This is a genomic window from Dethiothermospora halolimnae (assembly GCF_037577855.1).
GTDB lineage: Bacteria > Bacillota > Clostridia > Tissierellales > VENL01 > Dethiothermospora > Dethiothermospora halolimnae.
Map to the genome: position 1 here is coordinate 1 of NZ_JBAKFX010000031.1, position 15,642 is coordinate 15,642.

Sequence of the window (15,642 nt, forward strand, 5' to 3'; positions counted from 1 at the left end):
TTAGACATTATACTTCTTTTCAAAATTAGTTAACATCTTATCTCATATTTATACGACGCTAGTCGCTTTTAAAAATTTTCGGATGAAAGTTTTGGTTTGAATAAATCTTCATGCGATTCCCGTGATTCAAAACTTATCATACTGACTGGTCTATAGGATATTTATTTCATTTTAGAGGTAGAAAAGTTGCTTTATTCGGGGATGTTGGGATACCACACAATAGGGCAAAGGAATCAATGATTAGAAGTATAAAAAAAGCTGACGTTGCAATTATCGATGGGGTTCATATTCCTGCCAAAGAATCAGCCATTATTGCTAGAAAGGCCAATGTAAAAAAACTTTATCTTATGCCTATACTTCTTAATAAAACAGAAGAAGAAGTACTAAAAGAGGTATCAACAATTTTTAATAATACATTTGTTCCAAATGACTATGAGGAGTTTATTGTGAAGTGATTAAGGAAGAAACCGGTTACTAGTTATAGATATGGACTTAATATTTAGATAATTTAAATAGAAGGAGAAATAATATGTTTTTGATTCAGATGGCAGGATTTCCTGGAGCGGGGAAGTCTACTTTAGCTAAAGAAATTTCAAAATTTTTTGACTTAGTGATTGTCGATAGGAATATTAGATATATAAAAATGTAAATATTGGACAAGCATAGGGACAGTTCATTATAAAGTATTATATATAGATAATAAAATTTCAAGAAATATTAATAGAGGTGATTATATATGCCAAAGTTTAAATCAAAAGAAATTATAATATCGATGGATATGGCGGGGTGCCCCAATAGGTGTAAGCACTGTTGGCTTGGACATGCTCCAAATAGGAAAGTGGATAAAAAGTTATTAAAAGAAGTAGTAGATACATTTAAAAACTGGGTTAAAGCAGGGGATACTGAACCATACTTTGACAAAGTAAATGTTAACTCATGGTATAGAGAACCGGACTTCTCTGATGACTATAAAGAACTTTATGAGTTAGAAAAAGAACTAGGAGATAAAGTAGTGAGATTTGAGCTCCTTAGTATATGGAGAGCAGCCAGAGACCTAGATTATGTTAAATGGGCAAAGGAAATAGGAACTAAAAAATGTCAAATAACCTTTTTTGGTATGGAAGAAAACACTGATTATTTTACTGGTAGAAAATGGGCTTTTAAAGATAATTTAATTGCTACAGAAAGATTACTGGACGCAGGAATTGTACCAAGATGGCAAGTGTTTTTAAATGATAAAAGTAAATATGACTTAAATGAACTGGTAAAATTAGTTTCAGAACTTAACTTAGAAGAAAGGGTAGCTAAATTGGGAGGTGAGTTTGAAATATTCACCCATATACCTAGCACCGATGGAAAATCCTTTGAGCTAGAGGATATAAGACCTAAGAAGGGAATAGACAAATTTATACCTGAATATATAAAAGAAAAATCAAAAAAACATTTTAGAGTAGAAGATTTTTCTGATATATTAGGCAAACCAGAAAAGGAATTGTTAACTGAACTTCTTAAAAGGGATGAACCATATAATAATTATCCTCCTTTAGCTTTTATGATAACACCAGACTTAGATGTTTACTCAAATATAGGGGAACCGATGGCTTGGTGGTGTCTCGGAAATATAGAAAAAGATGGCATTGATAAAGTCATGAATAGGTTTATCAATAATGAAGTTATAGGATTGAATGCTAATTTCGAAGTTTCCGTTTCACACTTAGCTAAAGAATATGGTAGAAGAGAAAGTGATTATTTATATACAGAAGATGATTTAATAATCAGGTGGTTAAGACTTTGGGGAGAAGATAGAAAGGATGAAATAATTGGTTAAATTAGCATGTAATTATTTAGTAGAAGCTGTAGAGTTATTAAATGAGGAGAAAATAAAATTTGATTATTTTAAATATCCTAGCTTAGGTAGTGATGATAGTTTTAGATCTTTTAAAGCATTTAGTGAAAAGATAAAACATATTAAAACTATTAAACCGGTGTTATATCATGGATTTTACCCCTATAAAGTAAGTATATGTAATCAGAGATTTCAAGAGAACTTTGACATTGAATCCTTCCGTAAATTGTGTAATATTTCAGAAACACCGGGGATATCATTCCATCTAAATGGAGCAGATTTAAATGACTCAAAAGATATGGTTATAACAAGTGCTATAGAAAATATCCTTTTTATTAAAAAACACTTTAAAGATATGGAGTTTATAACCTTTGAAAATGCTATGGGGAACCTTAATGAACATGAACTTAACCCAGAGGTAATATCTGAGATAATTAATAAGTCAGATTCAAAGTTTTTATATGATGTAAGTCATGCCTATTGGAGCTCTAAGAAACGAGGTGAGACATTTGACGATTATGTATCAAAATTACCTTTAGATAGAGTATACGAAGTTCATATAAATGGATGGCAGGAGTCTGATGGAGATATTCAGTCCCACATGAAGATACAAGATGAATTATATCCCCATCTTAAAGATATAGTGTCTAGATATCCAGTTGAGATTGTAACACTGGAATATGGGAGACATTATGATAGAATTAACTGTGGATGTCCAGTAGTAAATATTAATAAAGTTAACTTAGAGGCTAAGAAAGAAGTTAGGGAACAGTTGTTGAGATTAAAGGAAATAATAGGATAAAACTAAAAGGGTAGGGAAAATTAAATAGTTGAATAACAGGGACAGTTCATTACAAATGTTTGAACTAAGTAAGAATAAAATACGTTAGCTGAAGATTGTCTAGTTTAATATTTAATTTTAATAAAATCTATAAAAAGGGAGACAAGAGAATTATGAAATGTAATATAGGAAATACGGTAATTAATTATGAGGTTAAAGGTTCAGGAAAACCTATTTTATTGTTTAGTGGATTTGCAACTGATATGAATACAATGAAAAATTGTATGGAGCCGATTTTTAGTAAAAAAAGTGGTTGGAAGAGAATATATGTAGATCATCCAGGGGTGGGGGACACTTTAGTAGGTATTGATATTAAAGGACCTAAAGATTTCTTTAATACTATACTTGAGTTTGTTGAAGCAGTGATTGGAAAGAAGGAAAGGTTTGTGTTAGCTGGTTATTCATTTGGAGGTTATATTTCAAGGTATATATTAAATCATAAATTTAATATGGTTGATGGATTACTGTTAATAAACCCATTAATATTTCCAGGAATTGAAAACTGTGATATAGATACCAATGTTAAAGAAATAAAAAATGCTGATAAAGGGACTCAAGAAAAAATAGAGAAAAGAACAGCTATAGACATAGATAAGTCAATGGCTAAAACAAACTTTGAGTTTCTTAATATGTTAAAGGATACTGGACATGAATTTATTATAGAAATAGATAACTTTAATAAATCCTTTGAAAAACCAACCTTAATCTTAACAGGTAGGCAGGATAATGCGGTAGGATATAGAGATGCTTTTAAAATCATAGACAAATATCCTAGAGCAAGTTATTGTGTATTAGATAAAAGTGGACATACGATTCAAATTGAACAAGAAGAGCTTTTTAATAAATTGGTTGAAGAATGGTTATATAGAGTAGAGGAAAATGCAAATTGTTAAAAATATCAAGAGAAAGGGTGATAATATGAAAACAGTATCTAAAGAATTGTTTACTCAATTAGGAAACTACATGAATAAAAAATCTAGGTCTTTAGAAAAGGCATTATTTAACTATTACTTTAATAATTCTAATGGCGAAGATATATTAGATGCATTAGAAAAATTTCAAAATACAGACGGAGGATTTGGACAGGGGATTGAGCCTGATTTTAAATTAAAGGAATCATCCCCTATGGCAACATCAATCGGGCTAAGATATTTAAATTTAGTAGATAATAATGATAGATGTGAAAAGATGATAGCTAAAGCTATTAGATATCTTGAGAATACTTTTAATGATGATAAGAATGGATGGTATAGTGTTCCAAGCAGTGTAAATGATTATCCCCATGCACCCTGGTGGGAATATAAAAAGGATATAAACATGACAGTTATTGACTACTCTTGGGGTAATCCTACAGCTGAATTAGTAGGATATCTATATAAGTACAGGAGGTATTTAAAACATATAGATATTTATAAGCTAGTGGACTATGCAATAGAAAAATTAAATGAAAGGAAGGAATTTAAATCTGAACATGAAATATTTTGTTATATAAAAATGTATAATATAATAGACCAAGAGTTTTCAAGGAAGATGAAAGATACCTTAAAAATAGCTGTAAAGCAACTAGTTAACACAGATAAATGTCAATGGACAGATTATGTTCCCACTCCAGTAAGATTTATAGAGTTTAAATCTAAAGACTACTTTGGAATTGATAATAAATCTATAGATGATAATTTAGATTATTTAATAGATTTATTTGAGCAGCAAGGAAAGATACTACCTACTTGGGAGTGGGGAGTTTATTTAGAACAATGGGAAATATCAAGAGAAGAATGGACTGGAATTTTGACTTTTAGGGCTTTGGTATCCTTATTAAAGTTTAATAGGATAGAGATATAACATAAAACAGCAAAATATAAATTATTAAATGGACTAAGTAAGGAGACATTAAATCTTGAAGATTCAGCATCTTGTTATAATCATATTAATAAAACTTTATTTGTTGGAGATAACATAGACGATCCCATACCAAGTTATATTTGTTGGACTGAATTGAAGAAATATAAACAGACACTAGAGGGATATATTAAATTTGTCCCAGAGTTTGTAGTACAAAGTCATGGAGATGTCATGGAGAATAAAATAATAAAAAAGAATATAGATTATATTTCCAAACTTATAGAAAATGAAGAAATGGAATTTGAAGACAAAGAAGTATTAAAGAAACATTTAGGAAATGTAGAATATTTAGATTATATGAAAACAGAGTGTACTTAACTTCGATCTACTACAAATGTTATTATAATAACATTTGTAGTAGATCGTTTTCTATAGAAAACATAAAATGGAAACCTTTATAGAGGGGATTTAGGAAAAATGAAGAATATATATTAAGAGGACGTATTAAAGTTAATATCTGCTTTCTATAAGGGATATTTGTTTTTAAATAAGAGAGAAGCAATAAGTCATAAAATATTTGTAGACCTGATATATTTAGTAAATAAAATATTAATAGAATATTATGAAAAGCAAAAGAGAAGCTTAAGAGGGAGAGATATTATTGAATACTATAGATTCAATTTATAAGAGAAGGAGCATAAGGAGTTTCAAGTCTGATGTAGTTGATAAAAATATCCTAATTGATCTTATAAAGGCTGGAATGGCAGCACCAACTGCGTGTAATAATCAGCCATGGGAGTTTATAGCTATAAATGAACCTAATGTAATGAAAGAGTTAAGGGAAAATTTAATGTTTGCTAGATATAATGCCACAGCAGCTATAGTAGTATGTGGAAATATGAAACTTGCAAGAGGAGGATATAGACTTCATTGGGAACAAGATTGTAGTGCTGCCATGGAGAATATTTTGTTGGCTGCCACTTCTATTGGTCTAGGATCATTGTGAATCGGCGTGCATCCAGTAGAGAATTTTACAAGTTCAGTTAGAAAAGTGCTTGATATACCTGAATATGTGGTTCCCCTTGGAATAGCTTATATCGGTTATCCTGCTGAAGAAAAAGAGCCTAGGACACTATTTAATGAGAAAAGAGTATATTTTCAACAATATGATAAAACTAGAAAACATAGGTCAAGACCTAAGAATCTAAAGAAAAGCTGATTTACCAGGAGGAAATATGATTAGAGAATTAGAAAAGAATGAAATAGAAGATATAATGAACATTTGGGAAAAATCTACAATAGAAGCCCACAAATTTATTTCTGAGGATTACTGGATAAGAAATCATGCAGTTGTAAAAGAAAAATATATACCCCAGTCAAAGACATTTATATATGAAAAAAATAAAGAAATAAAAGCATTTATTAGTGTTATTAATAAAGGATTTATAGGTGCATTATTTGTTGATGTAGGTTGTCAAGGACAAGGGATAGGGACTAAGTTAATAAATTTTACTAAGGGAATTTATAATGAATTAAGTTTAGCAGTATATAAAGAAAATAAGAAGTCAGTAAAGTTTTACAAAAAAGTAGGCTTTACAATTGAAAAAGAGCAAATTAATGAGGACACCGGAGAAAAAGAACTTATTATGACTTGGTCTATTAATTGAAACTCAACTAAATGGTTTGAGGTTTTTATATAAAGGAGGAAATAAATATGGAATTCTGGGATGTATTCAACAAAAAAGGGAATAAAACAGGGAAAATGGTTAAAAGGGGTGAGTCATTGGAAAAAGGAGAGTATCATTTAGTTATATTTGCATGGATAAAAAATAGGGATGGAAAATTTTTAATATCGAAACGTAACCCTAATAAAGCCGGAGGGAACACATGGGAGACAGTAGGTGGATCAGCCATATCAGGAGAAGATAGTATCGATGCTGTGTTGCGGGAAGTAAAAGAAGAATTGGGAATAAATCTAAATGCTAAAGATGGTATCCATTTAAAAAGGCTTAGATATGACACTGAAGCACCATGGCTTAGTGATATATGGTCTTTTAATTATGATATAGATATTTCTGATGTTCACTTTCAACAAGAAGAAGTATGTGATGTAAAGTGGGCAACGAAAGAGGAAGTATTAAACTTAATTGCTAAAGGGGAATTTTTCAAAGGAGATATGCATTTAAAGAATATATTTGAAAATAATTTGATTTAGTTAAATAAAGAATGATTATACGAGGTAATGACATTGTGGGACAAGCTAGGGACAGTTTATTATAATAAATTAAAATTTTATATATTTAATTTTTGTGAAAATTCACTTTTATAGGTTTTATCTATCAACAAAGTATTTAAAGGGGCAAATCACTTTCTAATAATACTCATTTATAATGAACTGTCCCTAGCTTGTCCTATTGAGGGTATAAACATCTTAGCTTCAATATGAAGTTTGGAAAATTACTTACATGTAGTCATCTGTAAGGTTAATATAACTATGAATGATAGAAATAAAACTAGGGCCATGAAACAGGGAGGGATAGCAGAATATGAAAAATCAATTAGAGATGTATGATGAAGTAAATAATATTATCAAATTATTATTAAAAAAGATTAAAAAAGTTCTGCAACATGAGTTTGTAGGTATGTATATTCATGGCTCCATTGCCATGGGAGATTTTAATATTGACACTAGTGACATTGATTTTTTTGTGATAACAGAAGATATAATTTCAAGACAAAGGTTTGTTGATTTAGAAAAAATGCATAAGGATATTATAAGTAACTGTTGTGAGTGGGCTAATAGATTAGAGGGGTCTTATGTTCCAAAAAAGAATTTACTAAGTAAAAGTCCTCCATATATATCACGTCCCTATTTTAATAATGGCAAATTAATATTAGCACCCCATGGATATGAGTGGATTCTTGAACTATATACTATTAGAGAATATGGAGTTATTATAGATGGACCAAACCCTAAAAGTTTAATTGATACTATATCATCAAAAGACTTGCAACGAAGTAGTTTAAAAATATTAAACAACTGGTGGAAACCAATGTTAGCAGATTCTTCATACTTGGAGAATGGAGAATATCAAGTTTATGCTATTTTGACAATGTGTAGAATAATGTATATGTTTACTTATGGAAATATAGTTTCAAAGAAAGAAGCTGCAAAGTGGGTTCAAAAAGAAGGGAATAGTAGATGGGAAGGTTTAATTGAGCAAGCATTTTTATGGAAAAGAGGATATGATTTTAATAAAACAAACGAAACAAAGGATTTCATTAGATACATTATTGAATTTACAAAGGATAGTTTTAGATGAAAGAATGTAATAATAAAAAAATAAGGTAAGGGTTAAGTGGGAAAGGGTCTATATAATAATGTTTTTAATTTTTAAAGACTTTACTTTTAAAGAATCCTATTTACTAATAAAGTATTTAACAGGGGTAGTTTAATCTTTAGTCATATCGACTTTTTATAATGAACTGTCCCTAGCTTGTCCTTAAAAGATTATTAAATTAACAAACTTTTATTTATGAGGAGAATTATATGATAAAAGCAATAATATTTGATTTAGATGGGACACTTATGGATGATGAGAAGACAGAAAAATTAGCTATGACTAGATGGATAAAAAAATATATAGCAATATTTAATTTATCGACAGATCAAATAATAGATCTATGGCATAAAAAATCTAAAATATACTGGGAAAAATATTGGTCCAAAGAATTAACATTAAAAGAGCAAAAACTGTTAAGGGTACAAGTTTTTTTTAAAGAAATGGGACAAAATGTTTCAAAAAAAGTTGCTTACGAAAGATACAAAGATTTGGGTGAATTATATCCTTTGAGTTATACATTATATAATGATGTTATTGACTGTTTGGAAAAGCTAAAAAAATATAAACTAGGTTTAGTAACTAATGGAACTTCACAAATCCAAAGAGAAAAAATTAAAAATCTAAAAATTAAAAATTTCTTTTCATCTATAGTAATTTCAGAAGAGGTAGGAGTATCAAAACCAGATTCTAAGATTTTCGATACCTGCTTAAAAGAATTAGGGGTTAGCAGTGATGAGGCTATTTTTATTGGAGATAGATTGGAAAAGGATATAAGGGGTTGTGAAAGTACAGGCATTAGAGGAGTATTAATTAACAGAGATGGTAGTATGGACAAATGTAAACTAGGAGAAGTAGAAGTAGTAGATTCTCTTTATAGTTTTTTGCGGTTTCTCAAGAAGAAAGATAAATAATAGTCAAAGATGATAAGGAAAATAGTAATAAATTTTATAATATGGATTAAAAAAATAAAATAGATTGTATTATAAATTAAAGAAAGGCTATAGGAGGTGTTTAGTAATAATTGGTTTAAAAAGGGGTACAGTAAAACTATTACCATATGATAGCCAATGGAAAAAAGAATATGATAATGAAAAAGAACTATTGAACTTCACTATAGGAAAATATATTTTAGATATTCAGCATATAGGAAGTACATCCATAGAAGGACTTTGGGCGAAACCTATAATTGATATAGCTGTAGGGGTTGAATCTCTAGATTTAGTAACTGAAATCAAAAGTCTATTAGAAGATATAGGATATGAATACAGAGGTAATGCAGGAGTTGAAGGTAGAGTATTTTTTACAAAAGGCAAGGAAGAATTAAGGACACATTATTTACATATAATAGTTTTTAACGGATATATATGGAGAAATCAAATAAACTTTAGAGATTATCTTCGTGTACATAAAGAATATATAGACGAATATAGTAATCTAAAAGAGAAGTTAGAAGCAAAGTTTTCAGAGGACAGGGGTTCCTATACAAAGAAGAAGAGTGAATTTATTAATATGATATTAAAGAAGGCAACAAATGTGGACAAGCTCAGGGACAGTTCATTATAAATAATTATTTATAATGAACTGTCCCTGTGGGAGAAGGGAAGTGATAAAATGAGACAAGCAATTGATGGAATCACAGATTTTATTTTTATGGAAGATAAATTACGGACTTCGGATATAATTTTGATTCCCGGTGGAAGTCGCAGGGAATTGATGGAACAGGCTGCAAAGTTATATCATGAAGGTCTAGCTAAATACATATTACCCTCTGGTAGCTATAATAAAAAAATACCGAAATATAAATCGGAGTGGCAATTTCTATATGATGTAGGAATCGAATTAGGGGTATCAGATGAAGCCATATTAAAAGAGGATAAAGCAACTCACACATTTGAAAATGCAAAATGTTCATATGATGTTATTAAACAAAAGGGGATTAAAGTAGATAGAGTGATTTTAGTGTGTAAATCATTTCATGCTAGACGGGCATATCTAACATATAAGACAGCATTTCCTTCATCAATAGAAATTCTTGTTTCACCTATTATAGATGAAAGGGATATTAGAAAGGATAATTGGTTTTTGGACCCAGATAAAACTCATAGGGTTATGGGGGAAGTTATTAAGATAGGAAAATACTTTGAGAAACATATACCTAATTTAGTAAAATAACAAGTACTTAAATAAAAAAACATAATAAAATTGAGGAGGTAAGTACATGGATGTTACATATATCGTTGAAAGAATTAATGAGCTTTTTAATATAACAAATAAGGAAATCTACTCTAATGAATCTGGGATTACATACAATGGAGATAAAAAAGTTGAAAAATTAGGATACTGTGTTAACCTAACCCTTGAAACTATAGAGGAAGCAAGAGCTAATGGAGTTGATATGATGGTGACACACCATGATGCATGGGATGAAATATATGGACTAAAAGAGGCATGCATAGAAAAACTCGCAGAGTATGGTATAAGTCACTACTATAATCATTTGCCACTTGATGACTGTAATTTCGGAACAAATGATAGTTTATTAAAAAAACTGAATTTAAAAAATGTCACAAGAACCCACCAATGGGAAGGGTTATATTTTGGTAGAGTGGCAGAATATGATGAAGAAATTGAATTTAATAAATTAGTAAAAAATGTTGAAAATCTACTTGAAGAACCAGTTAAATCTTGGCGATTTAATAAGGAAAAGATTAAGCGGGTGGGATTAGTTTGCGGTAATGGAGGGCCAACGGCATGCCTTAAAGAAGCAGTTGAAAACAAGTGTGATGTATATATTACAGGGGAATGTGATTTGTATACAATTCAATATGCTCAGTTTAAAGGGATAAATCTTATCATTGGTAGTCATACTTTTACAGAATTCTTTGGAATTCAAAGTTTAGCATTGAAGTTGCATGAGAATGAAAAAGAACTTGAAGTAGTTAGACTTAATGAAGAGCATTATGAAGTAAATATAAAATAAGTCGGTGTAGGGCGTATTACAATATACATAGTAAGGAGAATGGTAAAATGGATTTTTATAGGGGCACAAAAAAACACTCAAGATATTTTAGATATAAGGAAAGTTTTATACATAATACTGGCTTAGTAGCAAGTGACAAAGAAAAAATCATAGGAGTATTTGAATATAATATAAAAAATATAGAAGAAGGGGAAATTATAAACTTTCATATGTTTAAACCCTACGATGAAACTATAGCTCTTAAAGGTTTTATTAATGAAATGCTATATTGGAATCCATATTTAAAGAAGATTAGATATAAAAAAGAGGGTAACTTTCTCACAAGTGAAGTTTTAACCTATTTTGGGTTTAAAGAAGATATTGTATGGACACTAAATACTAATAGTAATATTGAGGTTTTTAAAATTGGTATAGACAAAATAACTCCTGGGCAATTAACTGTTAGTAAAGATAAACTTAGCAGAGTAAATAAATGGATAAATAAATCAGAGGATATTGTGATTACCTGTATGAAAATAGGAGATAAATTAGTAGCCATAGATGGACATACCAGGTTAGTTGCAGCATATAATAAAGGATTTCAATATGTTTATGCTTTTTTAGATTTAGAAAATGATAATATGGATCTATATAAAACATGCGTCAAGTGGTGTGAAGAAGAAAACATTTTAACTATTGAAGACTTGGCTAACAAAGTAGTGACACCTAAAGAGCACCAAATATTATGGATTAATAGATGTCAAGAATATTTAAAAAATAATAAGTAATACCACATAACTATAGATTAGGGGTGGGTTAGGTGGATAAGTTGTATGATATGGTACAAGGATACTTTAAACGCTTCCCCAATGGGGTAGAACCTTTTCAAATGGTTACAAGGTTATTAGAGGAATGTGGAGAGGTAGCTAGTGAAGTTAACCACTTTGAAGGCAGTGGATTGAAACATCAAAAACATGGAGAGCCAAACAAAGAGGCTTTGGCTAGTGAAATAAAACAAGCTATTGTTGCATTAATGCAAATAGCTGTATATTATTCTCTTGAGGAAGAATTAGATAAGTCAATAGATGATTCATTGAGAAGAATGAGGAATGAAGGGTTAATTGATTAATTTATCAAAAACGGAGGAGATAATAATGATATATTTACTAGGCGGTGGACAGGGATTTAATAATAAAATAGGAGAAGATTTTAAAATAACTTTAAAGGACAAAAAAAGTATAATTTTCATACCTACTACACCGGAAGATAAAGAGAAATCTAATAAATATAAAAAAATAAACTTAGACTGGTTTAAAGATCTGGATATAAATTTTGAAGAATCATATATGATAAATTCAGATGATACATCTAAAGAAGTAGAAGAGAAGATACAAAATAAAGATGTTATTTTCTTAATGGGAGGAGACCCCATTGGACAACTTAAACTAATGAAGGATAAAGAACTTAAAAGTTACTTAAAGAATAGCAATGCAGTGATAATAGGAATAAGTGCTGGAGCCTTATCTATTTGTGATAAATGTATAATAACAAAGGATAAAGATTATCCAGAAAATATTGTACTAGAGGGATTGAACTTGACAAATGGAATCAATGTAGAAGTTCATTATGATGATAGTCATGACGAAGACATTTATGAAATAATGTCTGATAATTCTATCAGTGAAGTCTATGGAATCCCTGAGGATTCTGCAATAAAAATAGATGGAAATAATCTTCAATTTCTAGGCGAAGAAAAGTTTTATATATTTAAAGGTAGAGTAAAAAAAGAAATTAAGTATTAACAAAGAATATATAGGTTAGGAGGAGCACAAATGAAAAAGATTATTATTGATTTTGAAATTTCAGGATGTCTAAATAATTGCTATCATTGTCATTGTAATGGAGGAATTAAAGAAAGGAAGTTTATGAATCAAGATAAAGTTATGGATATAGCTTCTAAATTTAGGGACAAGCTAGATGTTGAGGTATCAGTTAGATTAGTTCAAGAACAAACCTATTATCCAGATTTCTTTGACTTAGTTACAAAATTAGAAGACAATGGATTTTTGAAAAAGGGTAATGAAAAGCTTCTTGTAACAAACTGTTGAGGATTAGCTAATAGAGATGGTTTCGTAAGTAAAGTAAAAGAGCATTTCAATGTTGTAAAACCAACACTATTTGGTCTTTCCAAAACCCATGATATCCACGCTGGAAGAAAAGGAAGTTTTGACGAGATTATTAAAGGAACAAAGCTTTGTTTGAAAGAAGGAATAGACATTGTATGGCAGATTATGGTTACCCAGAAGAATTCCACAGAAATTGATGAGTTATATAAGTTAGGTAGGGACTTAGAGGTCGAAAAAATATTTATAACAGCAGAACACTATTATGTTGGTAGAGTACAAAGTTTCAATAAAATGAATGAGTTTTTCCCAAGGATATCTAACTTAAAGGATGTAAAAAAAGAAGTATACCAATTAGAAAATGGGGTTATTAAACCAGAAAAAGAGTATATAGAGGATTTAGAAAAGAATATTAATTATAAAATAAGCAATGTAAATTTTAATGAAATATATATTGATAAAGACTTTAATGTTTATCCTATATTTCATCTTTCATCGGAGTTTTTATTGGGAAATGCAATTGATTCCTTTGATAAAGTAAGGGATAGAATTTTACATAATAAAGACCTTCCATCTAAAATGATAGAAAAGAATAGTTTGAACTTTATTGATTTGATAAGAAAATATGCAGATAAAGACTCAAATGAATTACATACACCCCAATCACTTTTTGATAAATTAAGTACAATAGAGTTACAGGGTTAACGAAAAGGAGAGATACTATGGATAAAAAAGTAAAAAGGCTAGAGAAAGATATTAAACTAGAATATAATATACAACTTAAGTATCAGACACCGGAAGTGTTTTTTAAATATTATTCTATTTACTACGGCAAAAAATACAGTAATTACTATTTTAGAAAATCTTCGGAGGAATTATTAGAAAAAGTTAAATATATAGACTCCGGTTATTTTATTTTAAAAGGTGAAAAAATTATAGGGGGAGTTTTAATTAAGCCTAATTTTATTAGTGATTTATTTATAGTTCCTCCTTATGATGATTATGGAGAAATATTAGAGAAGGTACTGAAATTGTTAAAAACAATATCAAATAAAAATGAAGATATATTAGTTCAAGAGGTTGTGGAAGAGTTAGTACCATTATATGAAAGTAAAGGGTGTAAAATTGGACAACAGGGTTTCTGGATGATTAGACCTACAGAGGAGATAGAGTATACTGTACCAGATAATTATATAGTTAATCCTATAGTTGAAGAAGATAAAGGGGAGATTGCCTCAGTAATAGTAGAAGCATATAAAGCTAACCCAAGTTTTAGATCCGTTGGAACAAAAAAAGATTATATTGGAGGTATTGAAAGCTTTATTAAAAATCATAAAAACAATAAAGTGCTTGATGATAGTTCAAAAGTAGTTATTAATAGAGATACAAAGGAGATTGTAGGAGTATGTTCCCATATGGAGTTTGAAGGTTTTCCGTTGATTACTCAATTAGCTGTGAAGCCTGGTCATCAAGGTAAAGGTATAGGATCTTATCTACTTAAGAATTCTATTAATCATACAAAGAAAAAATATTTAGCTATAAGGCTATATGTATACAAAGATAATCCAGCTATGAAACTGTATAGAAGTATGGGCTTTCTAAACGATGGCACATTAAATGATATGTTACTAGTATAGATTAGTAAGTAATGTTAAATCAAGAATATTTAAAAACGGGGGAGAGTTTAGTGGTAATTATATATATAAGTAGCTTATTATGTACCATCATATTTATGAGATGTTTTATAAGTTTTTTAAATAATAAAAAAGAAATTAGAAGTGACGAAAAAATTGATAGTATAAAAAAACCTTGTATAAAAGAATTACATAAGAATAAGCTTGGTACACCAACTATGGGTGGAGTAGTAATGAATAGTGTACTATTAATCATGTCTATAGTTTATTATTTATTAAATCGGGAGATTTTATGGGTTAATATCTTTATTTTACTATTTGGTATGATGGGGTTTGTTGATGATTACATAAAGGTAAGAAAAGTCAGAGACGGAGTAACCCCAAAGGAAAAATTAATAGGTTTAACTATTATAAGTACAGCCTTTATACTATTTTTAATGTATACAAACAACATAAATACAGATATTTTAATTCCTTTCATTGAAGGAACTGCCAAATTAAACACAATAGTTTATTCAATATTTATGATCATACTATTAGTGGGAACAACCAATAGCATAAATATAACAGATGGATTGGATGGATTAGTATTAGGTATATCTATAATAGTGTTAACCTTTATAGCTATCATTGCGTGGCAAACTAACAATGCTGAGATATTGTACAGTGCATTAGTAATACAATCTACTTGTATAGGTTCATTAATATTTAATAAATATCCAGCTAAAATATTTATGGGGGATACAGGAGCGTTATTTTTAGGAGGAGCTATTTCTATATTTATGATAAAGTTAAGAATTCCATTATGGATACTTATAGTACTTATACCATGTCTATGGAATACTTTGACAGTTATAATACAACTTACATCTTTGAAATTTTCAGGAAAGAAAGTATTTAAGATAGCACCCTATCATCATCACTTAGAAAAATGTGGATGGAAAGAAACCAAGATAGTATATAGTTTTTGGCTAAGTACGGCTGTAATGTGTGCTGTTGGATATATTGCACTATAGATTTTCTTGTTAAAGTTTAGTCATGTTTTAAGAGGAT

23 protein-coding genes are annotated in these 15,642 nt (G+C 29.5%); all 23 read left to right on the forward strand.

All coding sequences use genetic code 11. From position 1 onward, the window contains the following. Window positions 1–236 precede the first annotated feature (236 nt). The 23 genes from V6137_RS12500 to mraY all read left to right on the forward strand — a co-directional run bounded on the left by V6137_RS12500 (window position 237) and on the right by mraY (window position 15,605). Window positions 237–455 carry an MBL fold metallo-hydrolase gene (locus V6137_RS12500; protein WP_425448280.1) on the forward strand — a complete coding sequence of 73 codons (219 nt, stop codon included), beginning with the start codon at window positions 237–239 and terminating at the stop codon, window positions 453–455. A gap of 281 nt (window positions 456–736) precedes the next feature. After that, window positions 737–1,828, forward strand: coding sequence for a radical SAM family protein (locus V6137_RS12505; protein WP_425448281.1), 1,092 nt, complete (start codon window positions 737–739; stop codon window positions 1,826–1,828). Next, entirely contained in the window at window positions 1,821–2,648 is an 828-nt protein-coding gene (locus V6137_RS12510) for a multinuclear nonheme iron-dependent oxidase (RefSeq protein WP_425448282.1), read from the forward strand. Before V6137_RS12505 ends, V6137_RS12510 begins: the two co-directional genes overlap by 8 nt. Window positions 2,649–2,800: 152 nt before the next feature. After that, window positions 2,801–3,580 (forward strand): alpha/beta fold hydrolase, encoded by a 780-nt coding sequence (locus tag V6137_RS12515; RefSeq protein WP_425448283.1) that lies wholly within the window; start codon window positions 2,801–2,803, stop codon window positions 3,578–3,580. 25 nt (window positions 3,581–3,605) lie between these two features. Continuing rightward, entirely contained in the window at window positions 3,606–4,529 is a 924-nt protein-coding gene (locus V6137_RS12520; RefSeq protein ID WP_425448284.1) for a prenyltransferase/squalene oxidase repeat-containing protein, read from the forward strand. A 153-nt stretch (window positions 4,530–4,682) separates the two neighbouring features. Further along, on the forward strand, window positions 4,683–4,907 hold the full coding sequence (locus V6137_RS12525) for a hypothetical protein (RefSeq protein WP_425448285.1): 225 nt from the start codon (window positions 4,683–4,685) through the stop codon (window positions 4,905–4,907). A gap of 283 nt (window positions 4,908–5,190) precedes the next feature. Next, on the forward strand, window positions 5,191–5,535 hold the full coding sequence (locus tag V6137_RS12530; RefSeq protein ID WP_425448286.1) for a nitroreductase family protein: 345 nt from the start codon (window positions 5,191–5,193) through the stop codon (window positions 5,533–5,535). A gap of 45 nt (window positions 5,536–5,580) precedes the next feature. Next, window positions 5,581–5,748 carry a nitroreductase family protein gene (locus V6137_RS12535; RefSeq protein ID WP_425448287.1) on the forward strand — a complete coding sequence of 56 codons (168 nt, stop codon included), beginning with the start codon at window positions 5,581–5,583 and terminating at the stop codon, window positions 5,746–5,748. Window positions 5,749–5,764: 16 nt separating this feature from the next. Beyond that, complete coding sequence (locus V6137_RS12540; protein WP_425448288.1) at window positions 5,765–6,196, forward strand: N-acetyltransferase; 432 nt, start codon at window positions 5,765–5,767, stop codon at window positions 6,194–6,196. 47 nt (window positions 6,197–6,243) lie between these two features. Further along, a complete protein-coding gene (locus V6137_RS12545) occupies window positions 6,244–6,744 on the forward strand; it encodes an NUDIX hydrolase (protein ID WP_425448289.1) in 501 nt (166 codons plus the stop codon). Between the two features lie 234 nt (window positions 6,745–6,978). Next, window positions 6,979–7,101, forward strand: coding sequence for a hypothetical protein (locus tag V6137_RS12550; RefSeq protein WP_425448290.1), 123 nt, complete (start codon window positions 6,979–6,981; stop codon window positions 7,099–7,101). Then, window positions 7,076–7,852, forward strand: a complete 777-nt coding sequence (locus tag V6137_RS12555; RefSeq protein WP_425448291.1) for a nucleotidyltransferase domain-containing protein — start codon at window positions 7,076–7,078, stop codon at window positions 7,850–7,852. Before V6137_RS12550 ends, V6137_RS12555 begins: the two co-directional genes overlap by 26 nt. A gap of 227 nt (window positions 7,853–8,079) precedes the next feature. Next, entirely contained in the window at window positions 8,080–8,784 is a 705-nt protein-coding gene (locus tag V6137_RS12560) for an HAD family hydrolase (protein WP_425448292.1), read from the forward strand. 64 nt (window positions 8,785–8,848) lie between these two features. After that, on the forward strand, window positions 8,849–9,436 hold the full coding sequence (locus V6137_RS12565) for a GrpB family protein (protein WP_425448293.1): 588 nt from the start codon (window positions 8,849–8,851) through the stop codon (window positions 9,434–9,436). 48 nt (window positions 9,437–9,484) lie between these two features. Beyond that, window positions 9,485–10,045: a YdcF family protein gene (locus V6137_RS12570; protein ID WP_425448294.1), complete on the forward strand. Its 561-nt coding sequence runs from the start codon at window positions 9,485–9,487 to the stop codon at window positions 10,043–10,045. A 46-nt stretch (window positions 10,046–10,091) separates the two neighbouring features. After that, window positions 10,092–10,853, forward strand: a complete 762-nt coding sequence (locus V6137_RS12575; protein ID WP_425448295.1) for a Nif3-like dinuclear metal center hexameric protein — start codon at window positions 10,092–10,094, stop codon at window positions 10,851–10,853. 47 nt (window positions 10,854–10,900) lie between these two features. Next, window positions 10,901–11,620: a hypothetical protein gene (locus V6137_RS12580; protein WP_425448296.1), complete on the forward strand. Its 720-nt coding sequence runs from the start codon at window positions 10,901–10,903 to the stop codon at window positions 11,618–11,620. A gap of 32 nt (window positions 11,621–11,652) precedes the next feature. Continuing rightward, on the forward strand, window positions 11,653–11,961 hold the full coding sequence (locus V6137_RS12585) for a nucleoside triphosphate pyrophosphohydrolase family protein (protein WP_425448297.1): 309 nt from the start codon (window positions 11,653–11,655) through the stop codon (window positions 11,959–11,961). A 25-nt stretch (window positions 11,962–11,986) separates the two neighbouring features. Further along, window positions 11,987–12,634 (forward strand): Type 1 glutamine amidotransferase-like domain-containing protein, encoded by a 648-nt coding sequence (locus V6137_RS12590; RefSeq protein WP_425448298.1) that lies wholly within the window; start codon window positions 11,987–11,989, stop codon window positions 12,632–12,634. Between the two features lie 30 nt (window positions 12,635–12,664). Continuing rightward, window positions 12,665–12,940: a hypothetical protein gene (locus tag V6137_RS12595; RefSeq protein WP_425448299.1), complete on the forward strand. Its 276-nt coding sequence runs from the start codon at window positions 12,665–12,667 to the stop codon at window positions 12,938–12,940. Between the two features lie 150 nt (window positions 12,941–13,090). Further along, window positions 13,091–13,660, forward strand: a complete 570-nt coding sequence (locus V6137_RS12600; protein ID WP_425448300.1) for a hypothetical protein — start codon at window positions 13,091–13,093, stop codon at window positions 13,658–13,660. A gap of 17 nt (window positions 13,661–13,677) precedes the next feature. Continuing rightward, a complete protein-coding gene (locus V6137_RS12605) occupies window positions 13,678–14,592 on the forward strand; it encodes a GNAT family N-acetyltransferase (protein WP_425448301.1) in 915 nt (304 codons plus the stop codon). Between the two features lie 50 nt (window positions 14,593–14,642). After that, complete coding sequence (gene mraY / locus V6137_RS12610) at window positions 14,643–15,605, forward strand: phospho-N-acetylmuramoyl-pentapeptide-transferase (protein ID WP_425448302.1); 963 nt, start codon at window positions 14,643–14,645, stop codon at window positions 15,603–15,605. Window positions 15,606–15,642 lie beyond the last annotated feature (37 nt).

Excerpts from the sequence above, each read along its gene's own strand:
- V6137_RS12500 (WP_425448280.1), top strand. The coding sequence starts at position 237 with ATGATTAGAAGTATAAAAAAAGCTGACGTTGCAATTATCGATGGGGTT.
- V6137_RS12505 (WP_425448281.1), top strand. The coding sequence starts at position 737 with ATGCCAAAGTTTAAATCAAAAGAAATTATAATATCGATGGATATGGCG.
- V6137_RS12515 (WP_425448283.1), top strand. The coding sequence starts at position 2,801 with ATGAAATGTAATATAGGAAATACGGTAATTAATTATGAGGTTAAAGGT.
- V6137_RS12520 (WP_425448284.1), top strand. The coding sequence starts at position 3,606 with ATGAAAACAGTATCTAAAGAATTGTTTACTCAATTAGGAAACTACATG.
- V6137_RS12540 (WP_425448288.1), top strand. The coding sequence starts at position 5,765 with ATGATTAGAGAATTAGAAAAGAATGAAATAGAAGATATAATGAACATT.
- V6137_RS12545 (WP_425448289.1), top strand. The coding sequence starts at position 6,244 with ATGGAATTCTGGGATGTATTCAACAAAAAAGGGAATAAAACAGGGAAA.
- V6137_RS12555 (WP_425448291.1), top strand. The coding sequence starts at position 7,076 with ATGAAAAATCAATTAGAGATGTATGATGAAGTAAATAATATTATCAAA.
- V6137_RS12560 (WP_425448292.1), top strand. The coding sequence starts at position 8,080 with ATGATAAAAGCAATAATATTTGATTTAGATGGGACACTTATGGATGAT.
- V6137_RS12570 (WP_425448294.1), top strand. The coding sequence starts at position 9,485 with ATGAGACAAGCAATTGATGGAATCACAGATTTTATTTTTATGGAAGAT.
- V6137_RS12575 (WP_425448295.1), top strand. The coding sequence starts at position 10,092 with ATGGATGTTACATATATCGTTGAAAGAATTAATGAGCTTTTTAATATA.
- V6137_RS12580 (WP_425448296.1), top strand. The coding sequence starts at position 10,901 with ATGGATTTTTATAGGGGCACAAAAAAACACTCAAGATATTTTAGATAT.
- V6137_RS12590 (WP_425448298.1), top strand. The coding sequence starts at position 11,987 with ATGATATATTTACTAGGCGGTGGACAGGGATTTAATAATAAAATAGGA.
- V6137_RS12595 (WP_425448299.1), top strand. The coding sequence starts at position 12,665 with ATGAAAAAGATTATTATTGATTTTGAAATTTCAGGATGTCTAAATAAT.
- V6137_RS12605 (WP_425448301.1), top strand. The coding sequence starts at position 13,678 with ATGGATAAAAAAGTAAAAAGGCTAGAGAAAGATATTAAACTAGAATAT.